The organism is Lacrimispora sp. (assembly GCF_031982545.1).
Lineage (GTDB): Bacteria > Bacillota > Clostridia > Lachnospirales > Lachnospiraceae > Lacrimispora.
In genome coordinates this window covers 160,739-181,543 of the sequence record NZ_DALYXB010000008.1, presented here as the reverse complement: position 1 = coordinate 181,543, position 20,805 = coordinate 160,739, and the positions used below count along the sequence as shown (strand labels likewise).

The 20,805-nt window shown below is 42.2% G+C and carries 24 protein-coding genes; all 24 read right to left on the bottom strand.

Features of this window, described 5'->3' with window-relative positions; genetic code table 11:
* Window positions 1–17 precede the first annotated feature (17 nt).
* Window positions 18–803 carry a hypothetical protein gene (locus tag ABS301_RS15005; RefSeq protein ID WP_349672992.1) on the bottom strand — a complete coding sequence of 262 codons (786 nt, stop codon included), beginning with the start codon at window positions 801–803 and terminating at the stop codon, window positions 18–20.
* A gap of 3 nt (window positions 804–806) precedes the next feature.
* The gene (locus tag ABS301_RS15000; protein ID WP_349672991.1) at window positions 807–1,256 is read right to left on the bottom strand and encodes a hypothetical protein; all 450 of its coding nucleotides are present in this window, start codon (window positions 1,254–1,256) and stop codon (window positions 807–809) included.
* On the bottom strand, window positions 1,253–1,654 hold the full coding sequence (locus ABS301_RS14995) for a hypothetical protein (RefSeq protein ID WP_349672990.1): 402 nt from the start codon (window positions 1,652–1,654) through the stop codon (window positions 1,253–1,255). The genes ABS301_RS15000 and ABS301_RS14995 overlap by 4 nt, the downstream gene beginning before the upstream one ends.
* A complete protein-coding gene (locus ABS301_RS14990) occupies window positions 1,632–3,878 on the bottom strand; it encodes a hypothetical protein (RefSeq protein ID WP_349672989.1) in 2,247 nt (748 codons plus the stop codon). The genes ABS301_RS14995 and ABS301_RS14990 overlap by 23 nt, the downstream gene beginning before the upstream one ends.
* Window positions 3,878–4,255, bottom strand: a complete 378-nt coding sequence (locus ABS301_RS14985) for a hypothetical protein (RefSeq protein ID WP_349672988.1) — start codon at window positions 4,253–4,255, stop codon at window positions 3,878–3,880. Before ABS301_RS14985 ends, ABS301_RS14990 begins: the two co-directional genes overlap by 1 nt.
* Window positions 4,256–4,270: 15 nt before the next feature.
* Entirely contained in the window at window positions 4,271–7,447 is a 3,177-nt protein-coding gene (locus ABS301_RS14980) for a phage tail protein (protein WP_349672987.1), read from the bottom strand.
* 207 nt (window positions 7,448–7,654) lie between these two features.
* Window positions 7,655–8,008 (bottom strand): Gp15 family bacteriophage protein, encoded by a 354-nt coding sequence (locus ABS301_RS14975; protein ID WP_349672986.1) that lies wholly within the window; start codon window positions 8,006–8,008, stop codon window positions 7,655–7,657.
* Window positions 7,986–8,285, bottom strand: coding sequence for a hypothetical protein (locus ABS301_RS14970; protein ID WP_349672985.1), 300 nt, complete (start codon window positions 8,283–8,285; stop codon window positions 7,986–7,988). The genes ABS301_RS14975 and ABS301_RS14970 overlap by 23 nt, the downstream gene beginning before the upstream one ends.
* A gap of 102 nt (window positions 8,286–8,387) precedes the next feature.
* The gene (locus tag ABS301_RS14965; RefSeq protein WP_349672984.1) at window positions 8,388–8,825 is read right to left on the bottom strand and encodes a phage tail tube protein; all 438 of its coding nucleotides are present in this window, start codon (window positions 8,823–8,825) and stop codon (window positions 8,388–8,390) included.
* Window positions 8,826–8,830: 5 nt separating this feature from the next.
* Window positions 8,831–9,238, bottom strand: a complete 408-nt coding sequence (locus ABS301_RS14960) for a phage tail terminator protein (RefSeq protein ID WP_349672983.1) — start codon at window positions 9,236–9,238, stop codon at window positions 8,831–8,833.
* A complete protein-coding gene (locus ABS301_RS14955; protein WP_349672982.1) occupies window positions 9,238–9,618 on the bottom strand; it encodes a hypothetical protein in 381 nt (126 codons plus the stop codon). Before ABS301_RS14955 ends, ABS301_RS14960 begins: the two co-directional genes overlap by 1 nt.
* Window positions 9,618–9,956 (bottom strand): hypothetical protein, encoded by a 339-nt coding sequence (locus tag ABS301_RS14950; protein ID WP_349672981.1) that lies wholly within the window; start codon window positions 9,954–9,956, stop codon window positions 9,618–9,620. Before ABS301_RS14950 ends, ABS301_RS14955 begins: the two co-directional genes overlap by 1 nt.
* 4 nt (window positions 9,957–9,960) lie before the next feature.
* A complete protein-coding gene (locus tag ABS301_RS14945) occupies window positions 9,961–10,191 on the bottom strand; it encodes a head-tail connector protein (protein WP_349672980.1) in 231 nt (76 codons plus the stop codon).
* A gap of 156 nt (window positions 10,192–10,347) precedes the next feature.
* On the bottom strand, window positions 10,348–10,620 hold the full coding sequence (locus ABS301_RS14940) for a hypothetical protein (RefSeq protein ID WP_349672979.1): 273 nt from the start codon (window positions 10,618–10,620) through the stop codon (window positions 10,348–10,350).
* Between the two features lie 13 nt (window positions 10,621–10,633).
* Window positions 10,634–11,593, bottom strand: a complete 960-nt coding sequence (locus ABS301_RS14935) for a major capsid protein (protein ID WP_349672978.1) — start codon at window positions 11,591–11,593, stop codon at window positions 10,634–10,636.
* Between the two features lie 20 nt (window positions 11,594–11,613).
* Window positions 11,614–12,219: a phage scaffolding protein gene (locus ABS301_RS14930; RefSeq protein WP_349672977.1), complete on the bottom strand. Its 606-nt coding sequence runs from the start codon at window positions 12,217–12,219 to the stop codon at window positions 11,614–11,616.
* 175 nt (window positions 12,220–12,394) lie between these two features.
* Window positions 12,395–12,601, bottom strand: coding sequence for a hypothetical protein (locus tag ABS301_RS14925; protein ID WP_349672976.1), 207 nt, complete (start codon window positions 12,599–12,601; stop codon window positions 12,395–12,397).
* Between the two features lie 71 nt (window positions 12,602–12,672).
* Complete coding sequence (locus tag ABS301_RS14920; RefSeq protein ID WP_349672975.1) at window positions 12,673–12,870, bottom strand: hypothetical protein; 198 nt, start codon at window positions 12,868–12,870, stop codon at window positions 12,673–12,675.
* A 10-nt stretch (window positions 12,871–12,880) separates the two neighbouring features.
* Complete coding sequence (locus ABS301_RS14915) at window positions 12,881–14,695, bottom strand: phage minor capsid protein (RefSeq protein ID WP_349672974.1); 1,815 nt, start codon at window positions 14,693–14,695, stop codon at window positions 12,881–12,883.
* A gap of 4 nt (window positions 14,696–14,699) precedes the next feature.
* The gene (locus ABS301_RS14910; RefSeq protein WP_349672973.1) at window positions 14,700–14,855 is read right to left on the bottom strand and encodes a hypothetical protein; all 156 of its coding nucleotides are present in this window, start codon (window positions 14,853–14,855) and stop codon (window positions 14,700–14,702) included.
* On the bottom strand, window positions 14,845–16,401 hold the full coding sequence (locus ABS301_RS14905; protein ID WP_349672972.1) for a capsid protein: 1,557 nt from the start codon (window positions 16,399–16,401) through the stop codon (window positions 14,845–14,847). Before ABS301_RS14905 ends, ABS301_RS14910 begins: the two co-directional genes overlap by 11 nt.
* Window positions 16,402–17,796 (bottom strand): terminase, encoded by a 1,395-nt coding sequence (locus ABS301_RS14900; RefSeq protein ID WP_349672971.1) that lies wholly within the window; start codon window positions 17,794–17,796, stop codon window positions 16,402–16,404. It abuts the gene before it with no gap.
* Complete coding sequence (locus ABS301_RS14895) at window positions 17,796–18,239, bottom strand: terminase small subunit (protein ID WP_349672970.1); 444 nt, start codon at window positions 18,237–18,239, stop codon at window positions 17,796–17,798. The genes ABS301_RS14900 and ABS301_RS14895 overlap by 1 nt, the downstream gene beginning before the upstream one ends.
* Window positions 18,240–18,319: 80 nt before the next feature.
* The gene (locus ABS301_RS14890) at window positions 18,320–20,422 is read right to left on the bottom strand and encodes a hypothetical protein (RefSeq protein ID WP_349672969.1); all 2,103 of its coding nucleotides are present in this window, start codon (window positions 20,420–20,422) and stop codon (window positions 18,320–18,322) included.
* Window positions 20,423–20,805 lie beyond the last annotated feature (383 nt).

Here is a 20,805-nt window from a genome sequence, read left to right as displayed (position 1 = left end):
AAAATCCTTTCTTTTATCTATGATAACCAAATACGATAAATATAGCATGTTCTGTAAAGAGGTATACCCAAACCAAATGTTCTGATTGCAGATATTGCTGATACATTAAGTGATATTATTTTGTTTGTGGCATCAGCGGTGGTGCCAGATGTGCGTACTAGTGCGTTTGAATATAAATCTCCTTCGTACACTACAAGGCTAAAAGTATCTCCGAAATTTGACCAAACTTCGGCATTTATATAGTTATACCCTGTTAAGTTTACAGGTGCTCCAATGGTTGGAGAACCTCCTGTACCATAAGCATATATCATTCCAGTCTCAAAATGAAACTTATCTGATTGTATATATACCCAGTTTGATATACGACTTGTACCCCTTACATATAAATCATTTGCAGTTGGCACATAACCCTCAAACGTACCGGTAGTACCTCCGACATTAACACCTTTCTTTATATTTGCTGCAGATAGATTTGAAACTGCATTTACCACAACATTTCCAGTCATATACTTTCCACTTGACGAAACAGTTTGTTGCGATGCACTAGGATTTATTGTTTGGCCTCCCATGGTTGCAATGCTCTGCGTTACCTTACCAGATCCATTATGATATCCTTCTGGTATAGTGTATGTACCATTGACCCCTAATGCCTGACTCACCGCGCCTCGATTTACCATTGTTCCGTTTAATGGTTCACCGTCTTTATCAACGATTACTTTTCCGGCCAGTACGTCGGGCTTCCCCGCAGTCACCACATCGAGATCTGCACCTCCACCACCTCCAGGCATCCATATCTTTCCCATGTGCTACACTCCTTTCAAGCCAATTTTTATATCTGATACCGGCTTTTTGTAAACCTTAAAAGTAGCCGTCCCATCACCCAGGGAAGCTGTCCCACTTGTCACAATACCAAAAGCTTTGCTGTAGGACTTCTGGGCAACCTCCGTAGCTTCGTCCTCCAAAGCGCTCACAACCATAGCCTCCATGTCTTCTGTTACCCCTGGAACCGGAATTGTCTGTGTGTAAGGAGCTGAACTACCGTTCCAACCCGCAGCAGTTAAGGTAACCTCTGCCACATGATTGATTTGATTAATTGCCTTATTCGTGGCGTTTATATCATTGGCTCCAAACTTATCGCCTTTCTGGGTGTACGTTGTCTCGTCCGGAAGACTGTAAGTTCCGTCTTCATTGGGAATCAAACGGTACCGGCGCTGGCCATCAAACATGGCATCCTTATAATCTGTTTTTAAACTCATGAAAATGCACCTCCATTCAATGTAAATGATAATGTCTTTCTGCCGTTGTAGCGGCTCTGTATATTACTGTAAATCAGCCGGCAGGCTTCCTCAATTCGGTTCAATTCCTTCCAATCAATAAAAGGCTGGTTATCATAGAAAATCTGTCGGTTACCCACTTTAAAGGGATAAGTTCCTGCACAGATATGGTCCACATTAGCCTCAAACCGGTTAATCTCATCCGCATAGAATCCATAGTCCTGATAGGTCTTATTAGCCCCCATTTCCTCAAACTCAAAATCCGGCCAGAGCAAAAGTGCCTGTGACCGGATCTCGTTTATGTTTCCCTTTATGCGGTTATAGTCCTCAACGTTAAAGAAGTCATTTTCCTTCCAGTTAGTCTTTGGCGACTGCCACATTGCTCATGTCCCTCCTTGCCTTTATGGTGCCGCTTAAGGCTCCATTGAATTTTAAAGTGTGTTCATATACCCGCAGGAGAAGATCAGGAACATACTTATTTTCCAGGAATGCGATGTCGTTCGCCTCAACCTTAGGCTCTCCACGATACTGAAGATCGTAATGTCGATCTGATTTTAGATAATCACCGATCCAGTCCGCAATATTGGCGGCATGAACCGCATCAGACACCAGAGGATTTTCCCATGTTTCCATACCGCCAGTTGGGTTTAACTGCCGGCTTACTTTAGTTTTAGCAGTTGTATACTCTCTACCAAATACGGAAACCTCAACAGTCCCCGTAACCCCTGTAAGTTCCACTGTGGCAAAATAATTACTGCTATCTATAATAGTTGCCAACTGCCCCTCTCCTGGTGTCGTAAGCGCGCAGGACAGGTCATACGCCGGATTGGTAAAGTAAAAGGTATACTGATTATCTGCAGCCGTTACTACAATGGTTTCTTTCGCCAGTTCCTTTTTCTCTCCTGCCTGAGTAAAAAGCGTTCTGATTACCTGCAGCTCCCTGACCTTGGCAAGCTGTGTCCCCTTTGGCGTTTTGGTCAATTCATGACCATACTCAAAAACATAATCGGTTCTGTCTCCAAAAGTAATATTATTTAAAACAATCCGGTTATTCGGATATCCTTTAGTAAACTCCAAGAACAGTCTGTCAAACTCCTCAAATTCGTGGCTAATGACAGTTGTTGCAGTCAGATCTGTTACGGTGTAATCTTCCACCAGTTCCCCATCATGGTAGACATGAAAGACCATTTCCATAGGATTATTACTGCCAAACTCCAAAGTCAGCCCAAAGCATTTGAATGAGGCTTCCAGGTTAATTTCTACAGTTGGATTGACTGCAAAGGATCCATCACTTCCCGCCACTTCCTCTGAGACATAACCGGCATTTAGATAAATCGCACCTTCTTCCTTCCTTGGCATAAAATACTGTGTCGAGGTCACGCTTGTATAGTTTTGTGTTGTCATTGCATATGGCTTCTTAGGCGATTTGTCCAAAACCGATCCTGCATGACTGAAATATGTCTCATTATCTGAACTTGCCTCCATAGCCGGAATGAAACTGGATTTCAGAAAGATATTACCCTCCCGGTCTTGGTAGAGAATACACCGGCCAGCATTGGCAATCAGTTGCAGGGCTTCCTTGTGTGCAACAACTGGCATCGGATTTACCACTTTCACAGACTTTAAATAACTGTCAATCCAGTACGTACGGCTATCAATTCCAGCGTCAGAAAGCACATCAAGTGCCAGATCATACAGACTGATACCTTCCGGGCGATACAGACCTCTATGATAAGTTCCGTCCATATAGTCGAACCGATCTGAGCCAGAAAAAGACATTTCCTCATCATCTGCAGACCATTCCTTTAATTGCACCTTTGCTCCCGGTAGCCACTCCACGGATCCATCGTCAAGCTCCTGTCCATATAGAACTGTTATACCCTGACCAATCTCCAGGAAGTTCACGGAGCTTTCCTCATTCTCAATATCGAAGGCTCTGTCCTTATTATTCACGGACAGATTAAAGTCAATGGTCGGCAGCTCCTCCATTATCGGGCTGATATGTTCCTTTTTCGTAGCAGACAGTATCCGCTGATTATCAAAATAGATCCCGATTCCCATAGTAATCTTGTGGATCCGGAAGCGGCTCTGACCGTTTACCATGCGGGATGGCATAAAGCGCAGGAATGTTGCTCCATTAAATATTTCCTCTGATACAAAGTGACCACCAGTATTCCCGGTGATCTCCACCGTGTTGTTATCGGATTCTATGGTAAAATCCACCGGATAAGCCTTGCCAAACTCCACCGTCAGGCCCTTAATATCGTGCTGGATCGGAAACCGGATTTCCACCGGTCCCATAAGTTCCTTTGACACAATCCCCTGATTTAACACCACATCCGCCCTGGCTCTTGGAAGAAAGTACACGCTGCCATCTACCGATGTATAGTCCTGATCACAAGTGGCATAAAGCTCCTGGACTTCATAATTATCTAAAGGTCGCTTAAAGCTGGAATAATAAGTATAGCTTTCATGATCGGGTATATATGCACTGGCTTGCGCCTCCTGGTTGATCAGACCAATGGTAACCCGGATATAGGTCTGGTTGCGCAGGCGATCTTTTGACTTCATGTGATCCTTGTATTGGGTGCTCACTGCCTGCATTACTCGATCACCCCACAGTCGATAATATTTACTTTGCAATCCTGATACATGGTGGGAAGCCCTTCCTTATCAAACTCAATGGGCGTGGCTGTCCGGTTTCCTGGGTACATTCGGATTGTCATCATGCGGTTATGTACCATGTCCGGGATTCTGGCTGTGACCACAAACTTATCAAACTCCTGCAGCATAGCCGACCAGGTGGCAGCATCTAAAAACTTCCACTGTAATCCCTCAAATTTATGCTGATCCCTTCCTACTCTCTGGCCAATAAACTCGCCTTTTGCATTTTTACCATCACTTACATTCGTAGCAACAATTAAATTCCCACCAATGTCGGGAGACGGAAACTCCCGGCCATTGATTGTAAGTACTGCCATATAGTACCGCCTCCTTTACGTTGTTCTCATTGTAAAACCGCTTCTCTTATCCAGATCGGCAAGTTTGCTTTTAATCTCTCTGATATCAATATTTACAGTCAGATCCATTGCTTCGATCAGCTCTATGATATTGCGCAGTAATTCCACCATAATGGACAGATAATGATCGGACATGGATTCTGTTGGCATAGCCATAACCTGATTTGCCATGTTCTGAACCTGATCAGTTGTGCCAGTACTTCGCCCTGCAGTTCCGATCAGAGACAGCTGAGGGGTGGCGTTGTTAACCATGGCGCTTATGCTGGAGGTTAACGGGGCAATGGCAGATCTCATGCCATACTGGACCGCCCTTGTAATACCTTCTGTGATCTGCATGTTATTGGCAACGGCTGCCTTACCTCCCCAGTTACCAACCATTTCAGGATTGCCGTTTTCATTGGCAACAAATAAACTACCGGAAGTCGGGAAACCGCCGGTTGCGTGACCTTTTACTCCGGGACCACTGTTTACATGGCCTTTCGTACTGCCTGGGCCAGAAGAATCTTTTTCCTCTTTTTCTTCGGCATCATCTTTCGCCTTGCTGAACAGATTTTTTGCTCCGCTAACTACCTTATCCCATGCTTCGCCTACAGCATCTACAACTCCATCTAACCAACTGGTAATACTCTTCCAAACCTCCTGCATGCCATCCCATAGCTTATTCATGACACCTTTGCCAATTTCCAGCATTTCATCAAGCTTAAACACATCTTTAATTTTCTGCCAGATCTGATCAAACCACTCTTTGATTGCACTCCATTTTTCCTCTATTGTCCGCTTTACACTGTCCCAGATCTCTGATAATTTATCTCTTATGGCTTCGGAAACTTTTGTGACAATTTCCTGTATAGAGGCCCAAATATTTGACACAAAGGTTTTTATGCCATTCCAAATAAGTTCCCAGACAGATTTTATAACACCGAGGACAGTCTGTATTACAGAGTCAATAACATCCAGTACTGTAGATACGATATCCTTCATAGCATCCCAGATACCACCGAAGAATGTTTTTATTCCTTCCCAGGCAAGTTCCCAATCTCCTGTAAAAACTCCCACAATGAAATCCATAAGGCCGCCTAAAGCTGTTAATATGTCTCCTACAACTTTACTTACACCTTCAAAGAACCGAAAGAATCCATCTATCACATTCTGGACAAATTCTGCAATAATAGGAGCTGCCGCCTCCATAAACCAAATAATAAAGGGCTTTAACACGTTTTCCCAAAGCACCGATATTGCATCTGCCACTTTTCCCGCAAACTCCACGAACTTATCAATCAGAGGGGACAAATATTCCTCTCGAAACGCCTGGAACTGTACGGATAGATTTGTAATGATAGGGAGGAAATATGTATTGTAAAGCTCCAGGAACTTTGTCGCTATTTCTGTAAAACCCTGCTTAAACGAATCAAGCATTGGCTTGATATGAGTATCATAGGTTTCATTGATTTTTGTAAATGCTTCATCAACAATTGATTTTATTTCGGAGAAAATAGGCTCTACTGCAGAAAATGTATCTTCAAGAGTCTGTTTAATAAGATCCCTGTTTTGGATAAATGGGGCCGTTAAAGCATCTAAAACATCTCTTCCTATTTTTGTGGTCAGCTCCGTCACACCCATAAAGGCACTTGAAAAAATGCCTATAACATCCGCTGTGATCTGCTTTGCATTATCACTACGAAAAGCGGAAAAAATCGTTGCAAATGCGACACTGAAATTACCCACAATGTCGGCAATCTCTGTGCTGATATCAAACATGGATACTAGATAATCTTTAATCCTCTGACCGTTTTGCTCTAAGAACTTATTAATTCCACCAAGCAAATTATCTGCAAGTGTCGCCCCTATAGAAGCCATGCTGCCTGCAGCTTTTCCCAGATTTACGGCTATCCGGTTTCCTAATTCCTCGGCCGAAGCTAAAACCGCCGGATCCGTAAAGATCCCTTTGAGGTTCTGTCCGATACCTTGTATGGAATTCTGAATGCTGTCAATGACTGATGTGTCTCCAAAGCCAATGCTGAAACCGGTCTTAAATAAATCTTTTAACTCCCGTGCTCTATCAATTAATACCTGGTATTTATTACCGGCTTCCTCAACTCCAGAAGTATCCACTGCCCCCATATCAAACTCATCCGGAGCGTAACCGCCAGCCCCTCCATCACTGCTATCGCTATTGGAGTTTGGATTTATGATATTTAATTCATCAATTCCGGAAGACATCCCTTTAATGTCTTTGGCGGCTTTCTTGGCTGCCGTCCCTGTTCCCTCCACTGCACCAGAAGCGTTGTCTGCCGCATCCGCAACAGCTTGTACGCTGGAGGTCGTGTCACTCTTCTTTCCCGTAACCAGTTCAGTAAAGGATTTAAAAGCATTGGCAAGGCTCATCAGCTTACCGATTATGGTATTGATCACTTGAATAACCGGAGTTAATACATTAATAAGACCTTGACCTATGGTAGCTTTTAGGGAGTCAAATTGTAGTGTTAGAATACGCACCTGATTGGCCCATTGGTCACTGGTTCGGCTAAAGTCACCCGTGGCAAGTGCCAGCTGATCCTGTACGAACTGATACCGCAGGGCTACCTTTTCCGCTTCAGACATTTTAGCCGTTACTTTTCCGTACCCGTTCGCCATGGCATAGGCATCAAGGGCATTCTGGGTCATTACAATACCCAGATCTTTTAATGTCTCAGTCTCGCCAGTGAACACGGATTTCAGCTTTGTATATGCCTCGTCCTGTGACAGATTGTAAAAGGAGGCAACATCTCCGGCCAGACCGGTCAGAGTGGTTGACATATCATAAGCAGCGCTCTCTGAGAAGCCAAAAGCTTTCGCCATGGCTCCAAATGTACCCGTGAATTTCTTGGCCATTGTTTCGGAAAGCCCAAACGAAAGCGCTGCATTTTTGGCAAAAGCATCAATTTGTTTTGACATCTTAGGAAATGTCACATCAACAACGTTCTGGACCTCTGTAAGATCGGATCCCAATTCGATTGCACTCTTACCAAAATCAATAATCTTCTTTATAGCAAAAGCCGCAGCCAGAGCCGCTCCTGCCTTTTTGGCCAGCCCCTGGATACCGGCCATCTGCCTATTGAAATTATTTTGATTAACGACAAGATCGAGCCCGATCTGCCCTACACTATCAGCCAACTATACCACCTACCTTTATCTGCTTCAGACAGACATCGGCACAGTGGCACTACTTGTCTTTGTTAATTATCAGTTCAAAATCTCTCTTACAGTGCCTTGCTTTGCACCGTATAAAAACACCTTTGCAGGATGCGTTCTTTTTATCGTATAAGATATTTTGCTCGTATCCACAATGGGGGCATTTTACTTTTGTCTTTTCAATTTTAATCACCTCCCGCACAGCTGCGCAAACATCTGCTCCAGTGCTTTCATTTCCTGATCATAGGTTTCCGGCGGCATTGTTTCTGCTTTCCGGTTTCTCCATGCATCATGTATGCGTTTTTGGTCTTTATTAAAGTTCTTGATAACATTCTTATCTGTCTCCGCCCGGATTCCCACAATGCGACCTAAGGGAGTTTCAGGATCAATTCCAGCTATAAGGGATTTAAACTCATCCCAGCTAACCGATTCAAATTCTTTTGTCCGTATTCTCAACCCGTACTGCGTTAGGAAGCTGGAAATAATTAAATCCCAGTCCTCAAATAAATCGTAGTACGGGTCACTGCTCTCCCTGGCTGTCATCCTCCCCCGTAATTAAACCTACTGCTTCCTGAACCACCACGATCAGATCATTGAAATTAAGCCCCAGCTTTTCGATCTCTTTCTTAGATTTATCTGGAAACATCATGTCATAGGTTTTTAAAATCTCACTCACTCCTGGATCATCAGAGCCCATAAGTCCCATAACCTTTAACATGGTGGGAGCATCTGCATTAACCTCCAGTTTCTTTCCTTTAATCATTAAAGAGGGATTTCCCTCGAATGTAAGTTTCTCTGTAATATCAATCATTTTTGCCATAATCTTATCTCCTTTCAAAAAGAGCCAGGTCTTATTCTCCTGGCTCTACATCTGGTTCTTTATTTTCTTCTGGTTCTTCTGGATCTGCGGGCGGCGCAGAATCTACGCTCCCGCCTGGGTAAAATTTGGCTTGCCCTTACACTTTACTTCAAATTCCAGAGCATCAACCGCCGTGCTGTCACCGCCTGCAGGAGTGGTTACATTGATGATTGCATCAAAAGACACTTTGGCACCGGAAGGCATTTCCCACTCAAATGGAGCTACCACATCATTGCCAGATTTCCATGCAAGGCCGGCAACATAATCATTACCCGGATCTCCATAAGTACGTTTTCCTTGGAAGGAGAATGACAGTTTTTTACTGGTCATCATAGCGTCCCCCCAGCCCTCATGCTCCATGGCGTTCCACTCTTCCACGCCACCTTCAATACTGGGGGCAAAATTCGTCAGGTTGGCAATCATGGTCATTGTATCCTTAAGCCCATTTAATCCAACCTTAAACTTGTTGTTATTTACTGGGTATACCTTTGCGTCTCCCATTAATCTCACCTGTTCCTTTCATATATAAAATCCAGCCAGATCACATATTCGTACACTCCGCTATCATCTGTCCCAACGTCCTGCGGCTCAGGAACCATCAGTCTTATGTAATTGATATGGGTGTCTCCTATTGTAAGACTGGTTACACTTCTTAGTTTCTCAAACAGCTCAAAAGCCGTTCTCTCTGTCTCATCCTTGCTTTTACTCCAATGGACCAGTAGAGAAACCGGCTTGGTATCATAGGTGGTGCATTCCAGTCCGCCAATGGCGATATTTGCAGGTCCGGACGACGGCCGGCTATAAACTCCAATGGATTTTTGACTTTTATTATCCAGTTTCCCCATATAGACGTTATCATCTTCTGCAATACTCAGATCGGAAATATATTGACGAATATCCTTTAAAGTCAGCATTATACACCACCTACTCTCTTATAAAAATTCTTATATTTACTAAAAGCAAAATCAGCTTTGCTACCTCCGGCCTCCCAATCTTCATACCAATGCCCTTTTGCGTTGGGGTTTTCGTCCGTCTTGAAGTCGTACTCTGGGTGAAAATAAACCCGCCTTGCGTAAGGAGCACTGGATACCAGCTGAACTTTTCCTTTGGAGGAATCAGAGTAATCAGCAAAGAAGCTTTCATTTTGTAAATTTCCAGTATCAAACGGTACAACCTGCGCTTGAACAACTTCGGTATGTACTGCATCTACAGTCATTTCCAGAGCTGTTACGGCAGCCTGTGTTAGTTGTCGAATCCGAGGCATATTCATTTTAACCGTTGATTTAACCTGCATCAGATTACCTCCAGTGTGCAAAAATTTACGGTACCGTCCGGATTCCGGTTCTTTGCTCCCTGCTCAATCCGTCTTTCTTCCCCAAATATAGTAACGGTACCTCCGCTTAAGGTTGGGAAGGCTGGCGCGATATCACCAGGAAACATAGCTGTGCCGGTTATCTGAACCAGCTTTTTTTCTGCTGTGAGAATCGTCTTTGACCGGTCCTGAAAATTGCACTTCAGATCCAGATCAGCCTTGTATTTTGGCTCTCCCAGATTATTAGTTTCCTCACTTTCCAGGTGAACGTGAATTTCTGTCTTACACAGGCCTTTTGGTACTAAACATGGGTATTTCATAGGCTTACCTCGCTAACCGGCAGCACAAGCCCGTCTGGGACAGCTGTGCGTACACATCACGCTTCATAGCCACTCCTTTATCCATGAACACATTCCAGGAACTCCCAAACTGTGCGGATACTCCATTAATACTGTAACTGGATAGAATCGTGCTGATCTCGTCAGCGTTTTCATGTTCAAAGTCCGCCTGTAGACATACCACTTCCTGAATGACTTCCTGCTGAAACTCGGTCAAATCTGTAAATCCCCGACCCACAATTCGATTGTAAGTCAGGGAATCAATATGGTGGCTAGCTTGTCGGAGTGCTCTTTCCTGCTCATCTTCTGGTACCGTTCTGCCTTTATAGATTTCTTTGTAATAATCCGGTGTTAATAGGGGACATAGGCCATCTTATTCACCGGCCTTCTGGTTCGCAGATTTTCCTTTCTTTAATTCCTTATCAGGTTCTTTCTCTGCATTTTCTTCCGGGGCTTCAGGATTCTCCTCTTGAGGTTTCCCCAGATCTTCCGCAGGATCCTCTGATTCCGGCAGATCCTCTACTTCATACCCATGGCTTTTGAACCAATGTATCAGGCGGAGATCTGTTGTCTCTCCCACACCGTTGCAAAAAGGTACGCTGGCGGACGTACCTGTATACTGTTTGTTGGGTGCAAATACTTTCATGGAAAACCCTCCCTTATTTTACTTTAATATTACGGAATGCCCCGGCTGCTTTGGAAGCCTTTAAGGCGATTGCTGCGTTCATTTCCACTTCACCAGTCTTTACTGCTCCTGCCGTTGTAAAGTCAGGAAGCCAGGTCTGCACCGGGGCTACTCCTGCAAAGGACACACCGTGAAGTCCATCAAGTGCCAGTCTTGCTGCAAAGAGGGAGGTGGTTCCTTTGGTTGCGTCAATTTCCACCACTTCACTATTGGTTCCCGGCTTCGCTCCCAAATCCACGAAAGGAATATTTCCGTAGGCTTCCACATTGGTTCCCCAGTCGGTCTTTGTTACATTATACATGGAAGCACGCCTTGCGCACGCTCTCAGTTTTGAGATTAGTTTTGTATTGCCTGCAATGAAAGAGGGTTCTCCATCAAGTCCCCTGAGGAATTCGTCAAGCATATCTAGGAAGAGCTGGAAATTATCCGTTACCAACTGGGATGTGGACAAATCAATGACGGACGCTCCAGCATTATACTCTGTGGAGCTGCCTGTCAGAGCTTTTTCCAGACCGTCGAAAGCATTGCCATTTACAGCAATATCTCCATTAATAAATGTATCATTAAACAACGCTTGAGCTGCCTTAATCTTCTGGGACTGCTGAAGCTCTACCTCTGATACGATACCGCCCATATTGGCGATAACACGGTCGATTTGATAGGATCCACCAAACACCTTAATATCTACTGAAAAACGTTCCTTTGTAACTTCATGGGGCGTATACTCCTTATTGATCTCACGGAACTGCGCCGTAGGCTGAGTTTTCAGTCTGGTGTAGGAATAAGTAGGGGTCGCTCCGCCTCCGGTTGGGGAAACGGCATCATCAAACGTAATATGATCCAGGATCCAGTTGGACTTTCTGAATTCATCAATCACCCCGATCTGCAGGTCGTCCTGCACATTATTTCTTGCTTCTTCTAACGTAATAGCCATAGTCTTTCATCTCCTTAATTTTATTTAGACGGCATCTGTGCCTGAAGTGCTGCTTCAATAGCGGACTTCATATTCACCTTGCTACCATCGGTTGTAGTTGTTGTCTGGGTCTGCTGACTGGGAGCTCCCAGAGGACGGAAACCAGTATTTTTTGCTGGTTCTGTCTTTACTTCCTTAAACAAAAACGGTTTCGATTCCTTAATGGACTTTAACTGCTCCTCCAAACCGGTTACCTTCCCGTCATCAGAAAGAATCAGCTTAGACTTATCAAATAAACCCGTTACCAGATCTGCATCCTGAGCAGATTCAGCAATGGCCAGCTTAATAGCAGTGGAAAGTTTCAACTCCTTCATGTCAGCTTCGTTTTTCTCAACGGCTGCTTTGTTTTCTGCCTGCAGGGTTTCGATCTGTTTTTTCAGTTCCGCATTGTCCCCGCTGTTCTTCTTTAAATCTTCCAGCTGCTTATCCCTGTCCTTGATATCCTTTTCAAGCTGTCCCTTTGCCTGATTGGCTGTATCATAATCAGCTTTAGGTACATAGGATTCCAGCTCCTTTTTTGAAGCCTCTGCCGCTTTGGCCGCCTGATCCTCACTGATTCCCAGTGCAGTAAATTCTTCTTTCTTCATGATCTCATCCTTTCTATGCAATAAAATAACGCCCAGGTTATCCTGCGCGCTTTATCTGTAATGATTTTTAATTATATCGGATCCTCTCTTATCCGGTTCATACTGCCTCCGATCTGTTGCGACGGTCGCAACGCAGAATATAAAAATACCACCAATCCTTAATAGATCAGTGGTATCAGCCATTCATTACAATATCCCCTTCTTCATAATGCTTAAGGATCTCCAACTCTCCCAGTTCTTTCAACCTGGTAGGAAATTCTTTCTGCTTTTCCAAATCTTCCGTGAATAAGACACAAGTGTTTGGAAAATACTCTTCAATTAATTGGTGTACTTTAACTTCATTTTCTGGATTATGAAGCCACTGTTTCGGAATGTAAACCATTATTTTATTCCCTCCTTCCACATAGGTATATAATTTAATAATACCACCGGCCATTTTACTGACTGAAGGTATTAACTGTTATTCTGTGCTTCAGCTTTCCTTAACTCTGTTTCAAAAAGACTAAGTACCTGTTTATCTTCCTGCTTTTCTGTTGGAAAGGCATTGTTTAATAGCTTTTCGGATTCACGCTCATCTATCACATAATCTCCATTTTTATCTGTTAGATATTCGCCGTTCTTACCCTTTTTAAATATGGCACCGATTACCATGTCTGCCTCCTTAATGGTACATTTTCTTTATTCTATCATATTCAGCCATAAGTGCCAAGGCTTCTTTTGTCGGCTTCGTTCCATGTACAGAAGAAAAAGCCTCAGCAAATGCTTCTGAATGTTCTGATACTGCATATCCGCTTATTTTCTTCTGAAGCTTACCTGCAGTAATATGTAGTCTTTTTGCTGTTTCTTCAACCCTGACCTTGCTGAAAGCCTTTCCTGCCACTCTTACATTTTTCCATTCATCTGCTGTAAATTTACCATTAATATCAATATGACACATTTTAAGACCCATCTCATCTGCCAGGGCGTGAGCGAATTCATGATCAACAATATTTTCATAAGTTGTGCCTTTAGGGAAATATCCAGACTTAACAAGGGAAGAGTACTTTTTACTTAGCACTTCTATGTTTTTATATTCTTCCTGGTTAAATTGTATAGATCGGCTTATTCTGCCATCTCCTCCCGGAGTCAGAACCCTTGCAGCATAAGCGCCCTCTCCTAAAGTATCCGTAAACTCAAATTCCTGAATGAATCCTTTCATATGGGGGTTTTCTTTTATAAGCTGCCCATATCTCCTATTTATAGAGTTTACATTTTCTAAAGAAATATCTTCGGCACCTTTAATTAAAACTGAGAATTCCTTAAAAGCATATTCCTTTGCTTCCTGTAATGAGCTTGCTGGTATAAAATCATTTGCAATATTGTCTACTTTTTCTTCGGTCACTTTCTTCGTCTGTATTTTCTTAAAGAATCCAATTTCTTCTTTTTCAGACTGGCTCTCCCATTGCTGCCTTTTCTTATCGTAAGCCTTTTTATTGGATTCATCTAAGGAATATTCAGCCAATCTTTTAAACTTATCCGCCTGTCTCTGATTGTATTGCTGATCCTGCTCCTGCTTATAAGATTTTTCAATTGATTTTAGTTCTTCTCTGGTCCAGATATCATCCGCCGTAGATATTCCAGGGAAATATGTGCTGTGACTGTCCTTGCACCTTGGGTGATAGAGTCCTCTTGCAATGGCTGCGCTCATAAGGGGATACGGACCATCAGACGCCTTTCCTCCGCTCCACACATCATCAATCAGGACTTTTCCCACAAAGGGGAGGCACTTGGGGCAGGGGTTTCCACGCTTGTTTACAATAACGGTACTGATTCCCCATTCCTGACGTTTCTCCCCCTCTCCCTGCAGATATGCCCGCTTACTGGCTGTCCGGATTGCCATGTCTGCATAGTCTGACAGAGCATGGCGCGCGCCATTCTTATACTCCACACAGTTAAGCCCACGGGAAAGCATATCCTTGGTAGCCATATCCACTGCCTTTTCATAAGTACCGGCTCCGGAGTTGGCATATACCTGGGCATTAAAAATAGCCTTACGATACTGGTCATTTGCTATTCGTAAGACTGCCGTTTCTGCTTTCTTCATATCATTACCGGTTGCTTTGATCAGGGCTTCCAGCTTCCGGGTATTCAGTTTGAAAAACTCTGCCTGCATGGCTGCCGAAGCGGGCTTATAGCTTTTAAAGCCGTTCTTGATAGCCCGGAGGATCTGCGCCTCCTGCTTCATGCCTCCCTGCTGTCTGGCCTGCCAGATAAGTTCTCCGATCTGGGCGTTTATGCTTTTAAACTGCTTGCTGTATTTTTTCTGGTTCTCCAGCTTATATTTTTCCAAAGACTTAAGCTGTTCCGTCTGCCACATGGACCAGTCATAGCCCTCTTTCAGTTCCTCCGCTCTGTGCCGGTCCATATTTCGGATCATGGAGGCAATAAGTTCCTGTTCAATCGATTCAAACGCAGCGGAGATATCATACTCATTCATGTGATCACCTGCCGTTTGCTAAAACTTTAAATCCCTGTGCCTTAAACTTCCGGGTAAGATCTTTCAGCTGTGTAATGCTTTTGCACTTATCACACCTGAGCTCTGCATAATCCTTTTTTTCAACGGCATAAATGCCAAACGGAACCTGCTCATTTGCCACTTTCAGGAGTCCCTGGTACTCCAGCTGGCTCATTTGGTACTGGCGGTTCATCACCTTCACTTTCATCCGCCTTCACCCCTTCCGTATTTAGTCCAGGCTCTTCTGTTTCAAAGATCCCCTGCTCAATCTTGATCCGCTTGACCTCCTCTGCCTTTTCATCTTCTGTCAGAGTATCGCCGTACATTTCATCTATGGACTTCTCTATACTCATGACTCCACTGGTTCGCGCCTTGCCGACCGTCTCCACAACGGCATCAAAGCCTGGAGCTGCATACTCTCCAAATTTTACGGAAACTTTATACTCCCCAGGAGCCTTTTCCTGCATCTGGTCATAAGTCATCATGATTTTACTTACCAGCTCAGGAAGAACCTTGCACAACACCTTAACCAGCGTCCCTCTGGTATGAGTGGTGATCTTTTCCTTTTCTCTCTGGCTTTCTGCATTGTCCGTCTTTTTCAGATCAATACCAAGGGTTGCTGGGGAAATGATTCCCTGCAGCACTAGATCCAAAAAGGAAGTATAGCTGTTTAAATACGCTTCGTAGGATATCTGGGGCTGAACAACTTCAATTTTATCGCTGTATCCTTCCTTCTTTACTGCACCGATCGCTATGTAATCATTGTCAAACTCATTCGGTTCTATCAGCTGCCCTGTATTGGGATCCCTGGGAACCATATCTTCCGGGATATACCGGTTCACCCTTCCTTTTCTCACTGCATCAAGCCACTGGCTGATCACTTCGTCTAAAGCGTCCAGATCGTCCGTCTTGCCTTCAAACAGCGCTTTCCCTCGCCCCTTCCACTTACTTGATGTGAAGAAGATAAGGGGCACTCCCATGATGTAATCCCCGTCATAGGCAGTATCTTCATAGACTGCTGTTTCAGGAAGAGTATTAAGCGGAACTTCTCCACCAGCATCATCAAAGAGTTTATAAAGGACATACCCTTTCCCGTAAGTCTCCTCTAAACGGTATTCTTTTTCCTTGTTATCTGGATATGAGTAGCTTGTCGAGAAGATAATTTCACTCAATCTGCCCCGCAGGTATTTATACTCCACCCGGTCCGCTTCGTAAAATTCTATGACCGGATATTCACTGACCTGATCCAGACTAATTTTAAAGGCGCCATCACCGGCTGACAGAACACCGGCCACTGCTTCGCCCAAGAGCCCTTCAAAGTTATTATCCTCTGCAATCTGATCCCATAATTCCTTTAAAGGCTGATTGTCTCCTTTTTCTCCAAAGCTGATATCATTTAGATCTGCGGTTATTATATCCTTAAACCGATCCACCACAATTCCTACAATGCCGGAATGGATCTTTCTTACTTTCCGGTATGGAACGGAAGCCCAGAACCTTGCCTTAAACACATCACAGTAAGCGGTCTGTTTGAAAAACTGTTCTAGTTCTGACGGATCTCCGCGGTACCAGATCTTATTTTTTAAGACATTGCCCTGAAAGGAAAGCGGTTCCTTTATGACCACCTGCCTCTCTTTTGCTCCTACAATCTTAAGCAATTTAAAATACATATCCTTAAACCAACCCACTTATGAAGCCCTCCTTCCTGTTCCGATTTTTACTTCGTATGGCAGCCATGCATACTGCACGCTATTTACCATGTGATCGTTTCTGTCTTCTGGCGTATTGTCCTTGTCTTCCAGCCAGCTATATACTTCAAGCTCCCGGATATAATTTGAGCAGGTATCCACGATATAGAAACATGGCTTTGCTCCTGCATCAGCAAACCAGTTTAACTGATTGATAATACGGTCAATAATCTGTTCTTTCTTCCAGGCATCATTGAAATTGTAGACGCAGCCATTCAGGCGCTTATACTTTAAAAACTCTGTTATGGTTGCCTGATCCGCAGAATCTATAAAGGTATCTCTGGCAAATCCCCATTCATTCCGGTTGCGATCAAGGAAGTCAATAAAGTTCCGGACCGTATCTGTAGGGGCAAGAGGAGTTCCCAGATCTGCGTTGTTGTACACCTTCTCATCAAGCACATAGCAGTTGCCCCGGTTCGTGATCCCGATAAAACTCATGGAAATGGTATCCGGTGACTTCTGGGAATAGGACGTATCTAGCCCCGCAGAAAAATGTACAAACCACTCTGTTTGATGGCGATCGTTCTGATTCCGTATAAACTGCTTTGCAAGAGCCTTACTGACCACATGCTTTTTGCGGTCAAAGTTCGGGAAGATCAGGCCGGTTGCCTTACCTCTTAAGCCCTGGATCTTATTCTTCCAGATCTTTGTACCTTTTGGAGTGTTCCGGATAATGTTCTCCAACTTCTCCTTTGACAGACCCAAATTGTGGGTAAAAGAAAAGAACCAATGCACCCAGCCGGGCTTTGGTTCCTCTCTTAGTTCTTCCAGTATTTCTTTTGGTGTCTCTTCCTCCCAATCAGGAAGCGGACGGGAGCAGTTAATATACTCTTTGTAAACAGGCAGGTTCGGATCGTCGGGGTTAAGTGTCCCCATCAGGTAATCACACCGCATGGCTGACTCTCTTACAAACTCAATATCTGCTGTATTGATCTCGTCAATGTAAAGGCAGCCGTACTGACCGCCCAGGGCTTTCTGCCACTTCTTTTTGTCACCATAACCCAGAACGTAGATGACCTTATCCCCTCCTGAAGTATGAAAGAGAATATGAGGAATCTTATCGTCTTTGGTACCGTTGCCGTTATATTCAGTCAGGATCCCGAAGTCGTCTGTGATGCCCAGATCCTTATTGATGATATTCTTCTCAGCAGTACCGGTATCCTTTGCTGCTATGATGTGTAACTTCTTGGGGTTCTCTGCAACCTTAAGCATGAATTTAAACAAACCGACCGTTGTTTTACCCGCAGCCGTTGTCCCTTCCAGAAACTCGACTGGAGCATCATGTTTAAGAAAAGCTTTATACTTCTCTGACAGAAGCAGGCGCTCATTGCTCATTATCCATCACCGCCACGCATTTGCTTGATCAGATCGTCAAGCTTAGTTTTTTCTGTTTCCAGTGTGCCGGAGACATTGTTTTCCACCTTAGTTGTATAACCATATTTGCTCATCCAAAGCCCTGCCAACTGTGAAGGAATCACCTGCAATTCAAACTTCTTGCGGGCGTCGACCTCACATTCCTCACGTATACGCGTAACGATGTCCGAATACCTCTTCTTTGTAGAATATGTATCATAAAACAACGACCTTGGAATTCCCACAAATACACAGAACCCCTCAATTGTATATGTGATGCTGCGCTGTAACTTAGCGCTTACAAATTCGCTATTCTTGGAACTGAAATCATGGGTAAGAACCTCCTGATTGTCACAATCTGCTTTATACTTTTCCCACGACTGCTCCATTTCTTCTGGAGTTTTTATTTTTAATGGTCTTCCCATGCTCTCACCTCACCTTCCAATCTTGTTAATATTTGTATAAAAAAAACACCGGGTGTGGTGTCCTTTTTATACAAACTTTTTTATTCTTTTTGATAATTTAAATATGTCTCATACAGACGCTGTAATGAATTAAAATTTCCATCTTTTATTTCATTCCACATAATAGTAAAATCAGAAAGTTTATCTGTATTTAATTTATACAACCAATCCTGATCATCTGTGTATAGCACTCCTTCATTTATAAGAAAACTTAAGATTTCTTTTTTCTTCTCACTTTTCCCAATTATTCTATTATCAATAAAATCCATTTTTCTCGCAGGTGTATCCTTACTGTGCGATCTTAAGCAACTAAAAATCCTCCTAATTGCATAAGCAAACGGTTCGAATCCCGAATCAGTAGAATTAAATATGTTATCTGCTTTATAAGCAATTAATTTATAATAATTGCCCAAATTACTAGATGATATATTTAAATTTTCTTTTCTATCCGTTTTTATTTCAAATCTGGGAGAGCCAGTAGTGGCCGATTTAAAAAGATTAGCAATCAAAAGACATTCACCTGGAGAATATGCTTCAATCAAGATTTTTTCACTTTTCCAAAGCAATTCTTCACAAATAATAGTAGAATTATTTATTCTTGCTTCTCCATAAGCATCTCCAACTATAACATTTCCAACTATATCAATATAACAATTTGAAAGTTGATTAATAAAAACACCTTCATCCAAATCTATTAGCTGAAATTCTACTGATAATACAATATTATCTTCTCTTGTAAGTTCAAACTCAATATAACAATCTTCTTTATCACCGCTTATATTTAATGAAACTTTATCTCCTAAATGTGCATGGGCCTTAAAAGAATTATACATTAACGGAACGAATTTACCTTTAATTTTCCCACCCGAAAACAAAGCATAAAATTCTATAAGCATTTGAGATGGAAGATATTTCAAATGGTCATTATTAGCAAGAAATTCCCATGTATAATCTGATAACTCTTTATCTGCTAAACCGTATGCAATCACATAATCACGAAATGCAGGCCCAGTAAATTCGTATTTAACGACTCCATTGTTATCTTTAGCACAAATAAATGGATGTTGGGGCAATTGGGTAGCAACAACTTCAAGATACTCATCGTAATATTCAGGTGGCATTGCATCATGAATTGTTCCGAACATTGTGGCATCCAAAAATAACATCATGCCAATAATGCGATAAAGTTGCTCATCTTTTATATAGAAATTAAACCAATCCCAATTAATATCTCTATTGTTTTTACTTAATTTATTACGTAAAGCTTTTAAGAACTTATCCTGTTCTCTAATTAGCAAATCATCAAGAATCTTTATCATTAATGAACAGTTATTTTCACCCTTAGTAGTGTTTTTCAAAAGGTTTACTGTATTTCTTTCTTCTGTATAAGAAGCAGCCAAAGCATCCAGGACCGGAGCATAACCTAAAAATTCTTGTGCACTTTTATCTGTGAATATTCTGTGTATCTCATTGAACTGTTCATCTATGCATTCCTCAACAACCAATGTAGTTTCAATTTTCAAGCTTGCAAGTTTATTTTTAATATATATTTTAGATTCTTTTTCTTTAAAATACCCCACTTCATAATGTTTAAAAGCTATATTATTTTTGACTAAGTATTCTTTTATATAAATCGCACTTTCTGTTCTTGCTAAAAGAACTGCAGAAGTGTCAATACAATTTTCCGTTACCGCATTTAAATCTCTCAAAAAAAATTCAACACCAGATCTTCCAGAACCCGCCTCAGCTTCATCAAATGCATCTATAACAAGAAAGTTTTTTCCCTCTTCTATACTTTTTACAAAGTTGCTGATATTAGCAAAACCAACGGCTTCAGATAAAGCTCCTTGAAAACTATATTCTGCAATTTTATTATTAGGAAGATCCCAGTAGATTCCATTCTTTGTGTAACAAATATGTTTCGCTAACGCTGTCTTTCCAGTTGCGCCAGGTGCCGAGAACAAAATAAACTTTGGATTTTTTAAATTTTCTGAATTTGAATCATGAAATTCAGGACCGACATATTTATATATATCCTGTTGGTATTCCTTCTCATCTATATAACGTATTGTCGTATATTCACTGTTTAAATTAAAGTTTTTAACTTTTTTCCCAATTTTCGGCAGTATATCATCTAAAGTCATTATATTTCCTCCCGTATTTCCTATACCTTTATTTAAAGTATACTCCCAGTAACTATTCGTGTCAAACACCTTCTTTTCATTTTTATAATAAAACTATTGAATATGTACATTTATTAAATTGTATGATTTGTTTTTAATTTTATACATTAGTGTATTGATATATTTATTAAACTAATTTAAAACAGCTTACTAACATTAGTATGGATTTCAATTTAATATGGTAAACATCTATTTCAATGGGAGGCCAAATATGTTGGCGTAGCCGCCGTGTATGGATTTTTCAAATTTATTCAATCTGTAAAAACACTATTTTAAATCTAATGTTCAGTCATTAACAGGACACGAATTTGGCATGGTTTTTCAAACTGAACCCAACAATTTTT

Excerpts from the sequence above, each read along its gene's own strand:
- ABS301_RS14975 (WP_349672986.1), bottom strand. The coding sequence starts at position 8,008 with ATGACAGCCAGGGAGAGCAGTGACCCGTACTACGATTTATTTGAGGAC.
- ABS301_RS15000 (WP_349672991.1), bottom strand. The coding sequence starts at position 1,256 with ATGAGTTTAAAAACAGATTATAAGGATGCCATGTTTGATGGCCAGCGC.
- ABS301_RS14970 (WP_349672985.1), bottom strand. The coding sequence starts at position 8,285 with ATGGCAAAAATGATTGATATTACAGAGAAACTTACATTCGAGGGAAAT.
- ABS301_RS14920 (WP_349672975.1), bottom strand. The coding sequence starts at position 12,870 with ATGGTAATCGGTGCCATATTTAAAAAGGGTAAGAACGGCGAATATCTA.
- ABS301_RS14990 (WP_349672989.1), bottom strand. The coding sequence starts at position 3,878 with ATGCAGGCAGTGAGCACCCAATACAAGGATCACATGAAGTCAAAAGAT.
- ABS301_RS14930 (WP_349672977.1), bottom strand. The coding sequence starts at position 12,219 with ATGAAGAAAGAAGAATTTACTGCACTGGGAATCAGTGAGGATCAGGCG.
- ABS301_RS14985 (WP_349672988.1), bottom strand. The coding sequence starts at position 4,255 with ATGGCAGTACTTACAATCAATGGCCGGGAGTTTCCGTCTCCCGACATT.
- ABS301_RS14915 (WP_349672974.1), bottom strand. The coding sequence starts at position 14,695 with ATGAATGAGTATGATATCTCCGCTGCGTTTGAATCGATTGAACAGGAA.
- ABS301_RS14890 (WP_349672969.1), bottom strand. The coding sequence starts at position 20,422 with ATGACTTTAGATGATATACTGCCGAAAATTGGGAAAAAAGTTAAAAAC.
- ABS301_RS14895 (WP_349672970.1), bottom strand. The coding sequence starts at position 18,239 with ATGGGAAGACCATTAAAAATAAAAACTCCAGAAGAAATGGAGCAGTCG.
- ABS301_RS14940 (WP_349672979.1), bottom strand. The coding sequence starts at position 10,620 with ATGAAAGTATTTGCACCCAACAAACAGTATACAGGTACGTCCGCCAGC.
- ABS301_RS14950 (WP_349672981.1), bottom strand. The coding sequence starts at position 9,956 with ATGAAATACCCATGTTTAGTACCAAAAGGCCTGTGTAAGACAGAAATT.
- ABS301_RS14955 (WP_349672982.1), bottom strand. The coding sequence starts at position 9,618 with ATGCAGGTTAAATCAACGGTTAAAATGAATATGCCTCGGATTCGACAA.
- ABS301_RS14900 (WP_349672971.1), bottom strand. The coding sequence starts at position 17,796 with ATGAGCAATGAGCGCCTGCTTCTGTCAGAGAAGTATAAAGCTTTTCTT.
- ABS301_RS14960 (WP_349672983.1), bottom strand. The coding sequence starts at position 9,238 with ATGCTGACTTTAAAGGATATTCGTCAATATATTTCCGATCTGAGTATT.
- ABS301_RS15005 (WP_349672992.1), bottom strand. The coding sequence starts at position 803 with ATGGGAAAGATATGGATGCCTGGAGGTGGTGGAGGTGCAGATCTCGAT.
- ABS301_RS14925 (WP_349672976.1), bottom strand. The coding sequence starts at position 12,601 with ATGGTTTACATTCCGAAACAGTGGCTTCATAATCCAGAAAATGAAGTT.
- ABS301_RS14965 (WP_349672984.1), bottom strand. The coding sequence starts at position 8,825 with ATGGGAGACGCAAAGGTATACCCAGTAAATAACAACAAGTTTAAGGTT.
- ABS301_RS14935 (WP_349672978.1), bottom strand. The coding sequence starts at position 11,593 with ATGGCTATTACGTTAGAAGAAGCAAGAAATAATGTGCAGGACGACCTG.
- ABS301_RS14995 (WP_349672990.1), bottom strand. The coding sequence starts at position 1,654 with ATGTGGCAGTCGCCAAAGACTAACTGGAAGGAAAATGACTTCTTTAAC.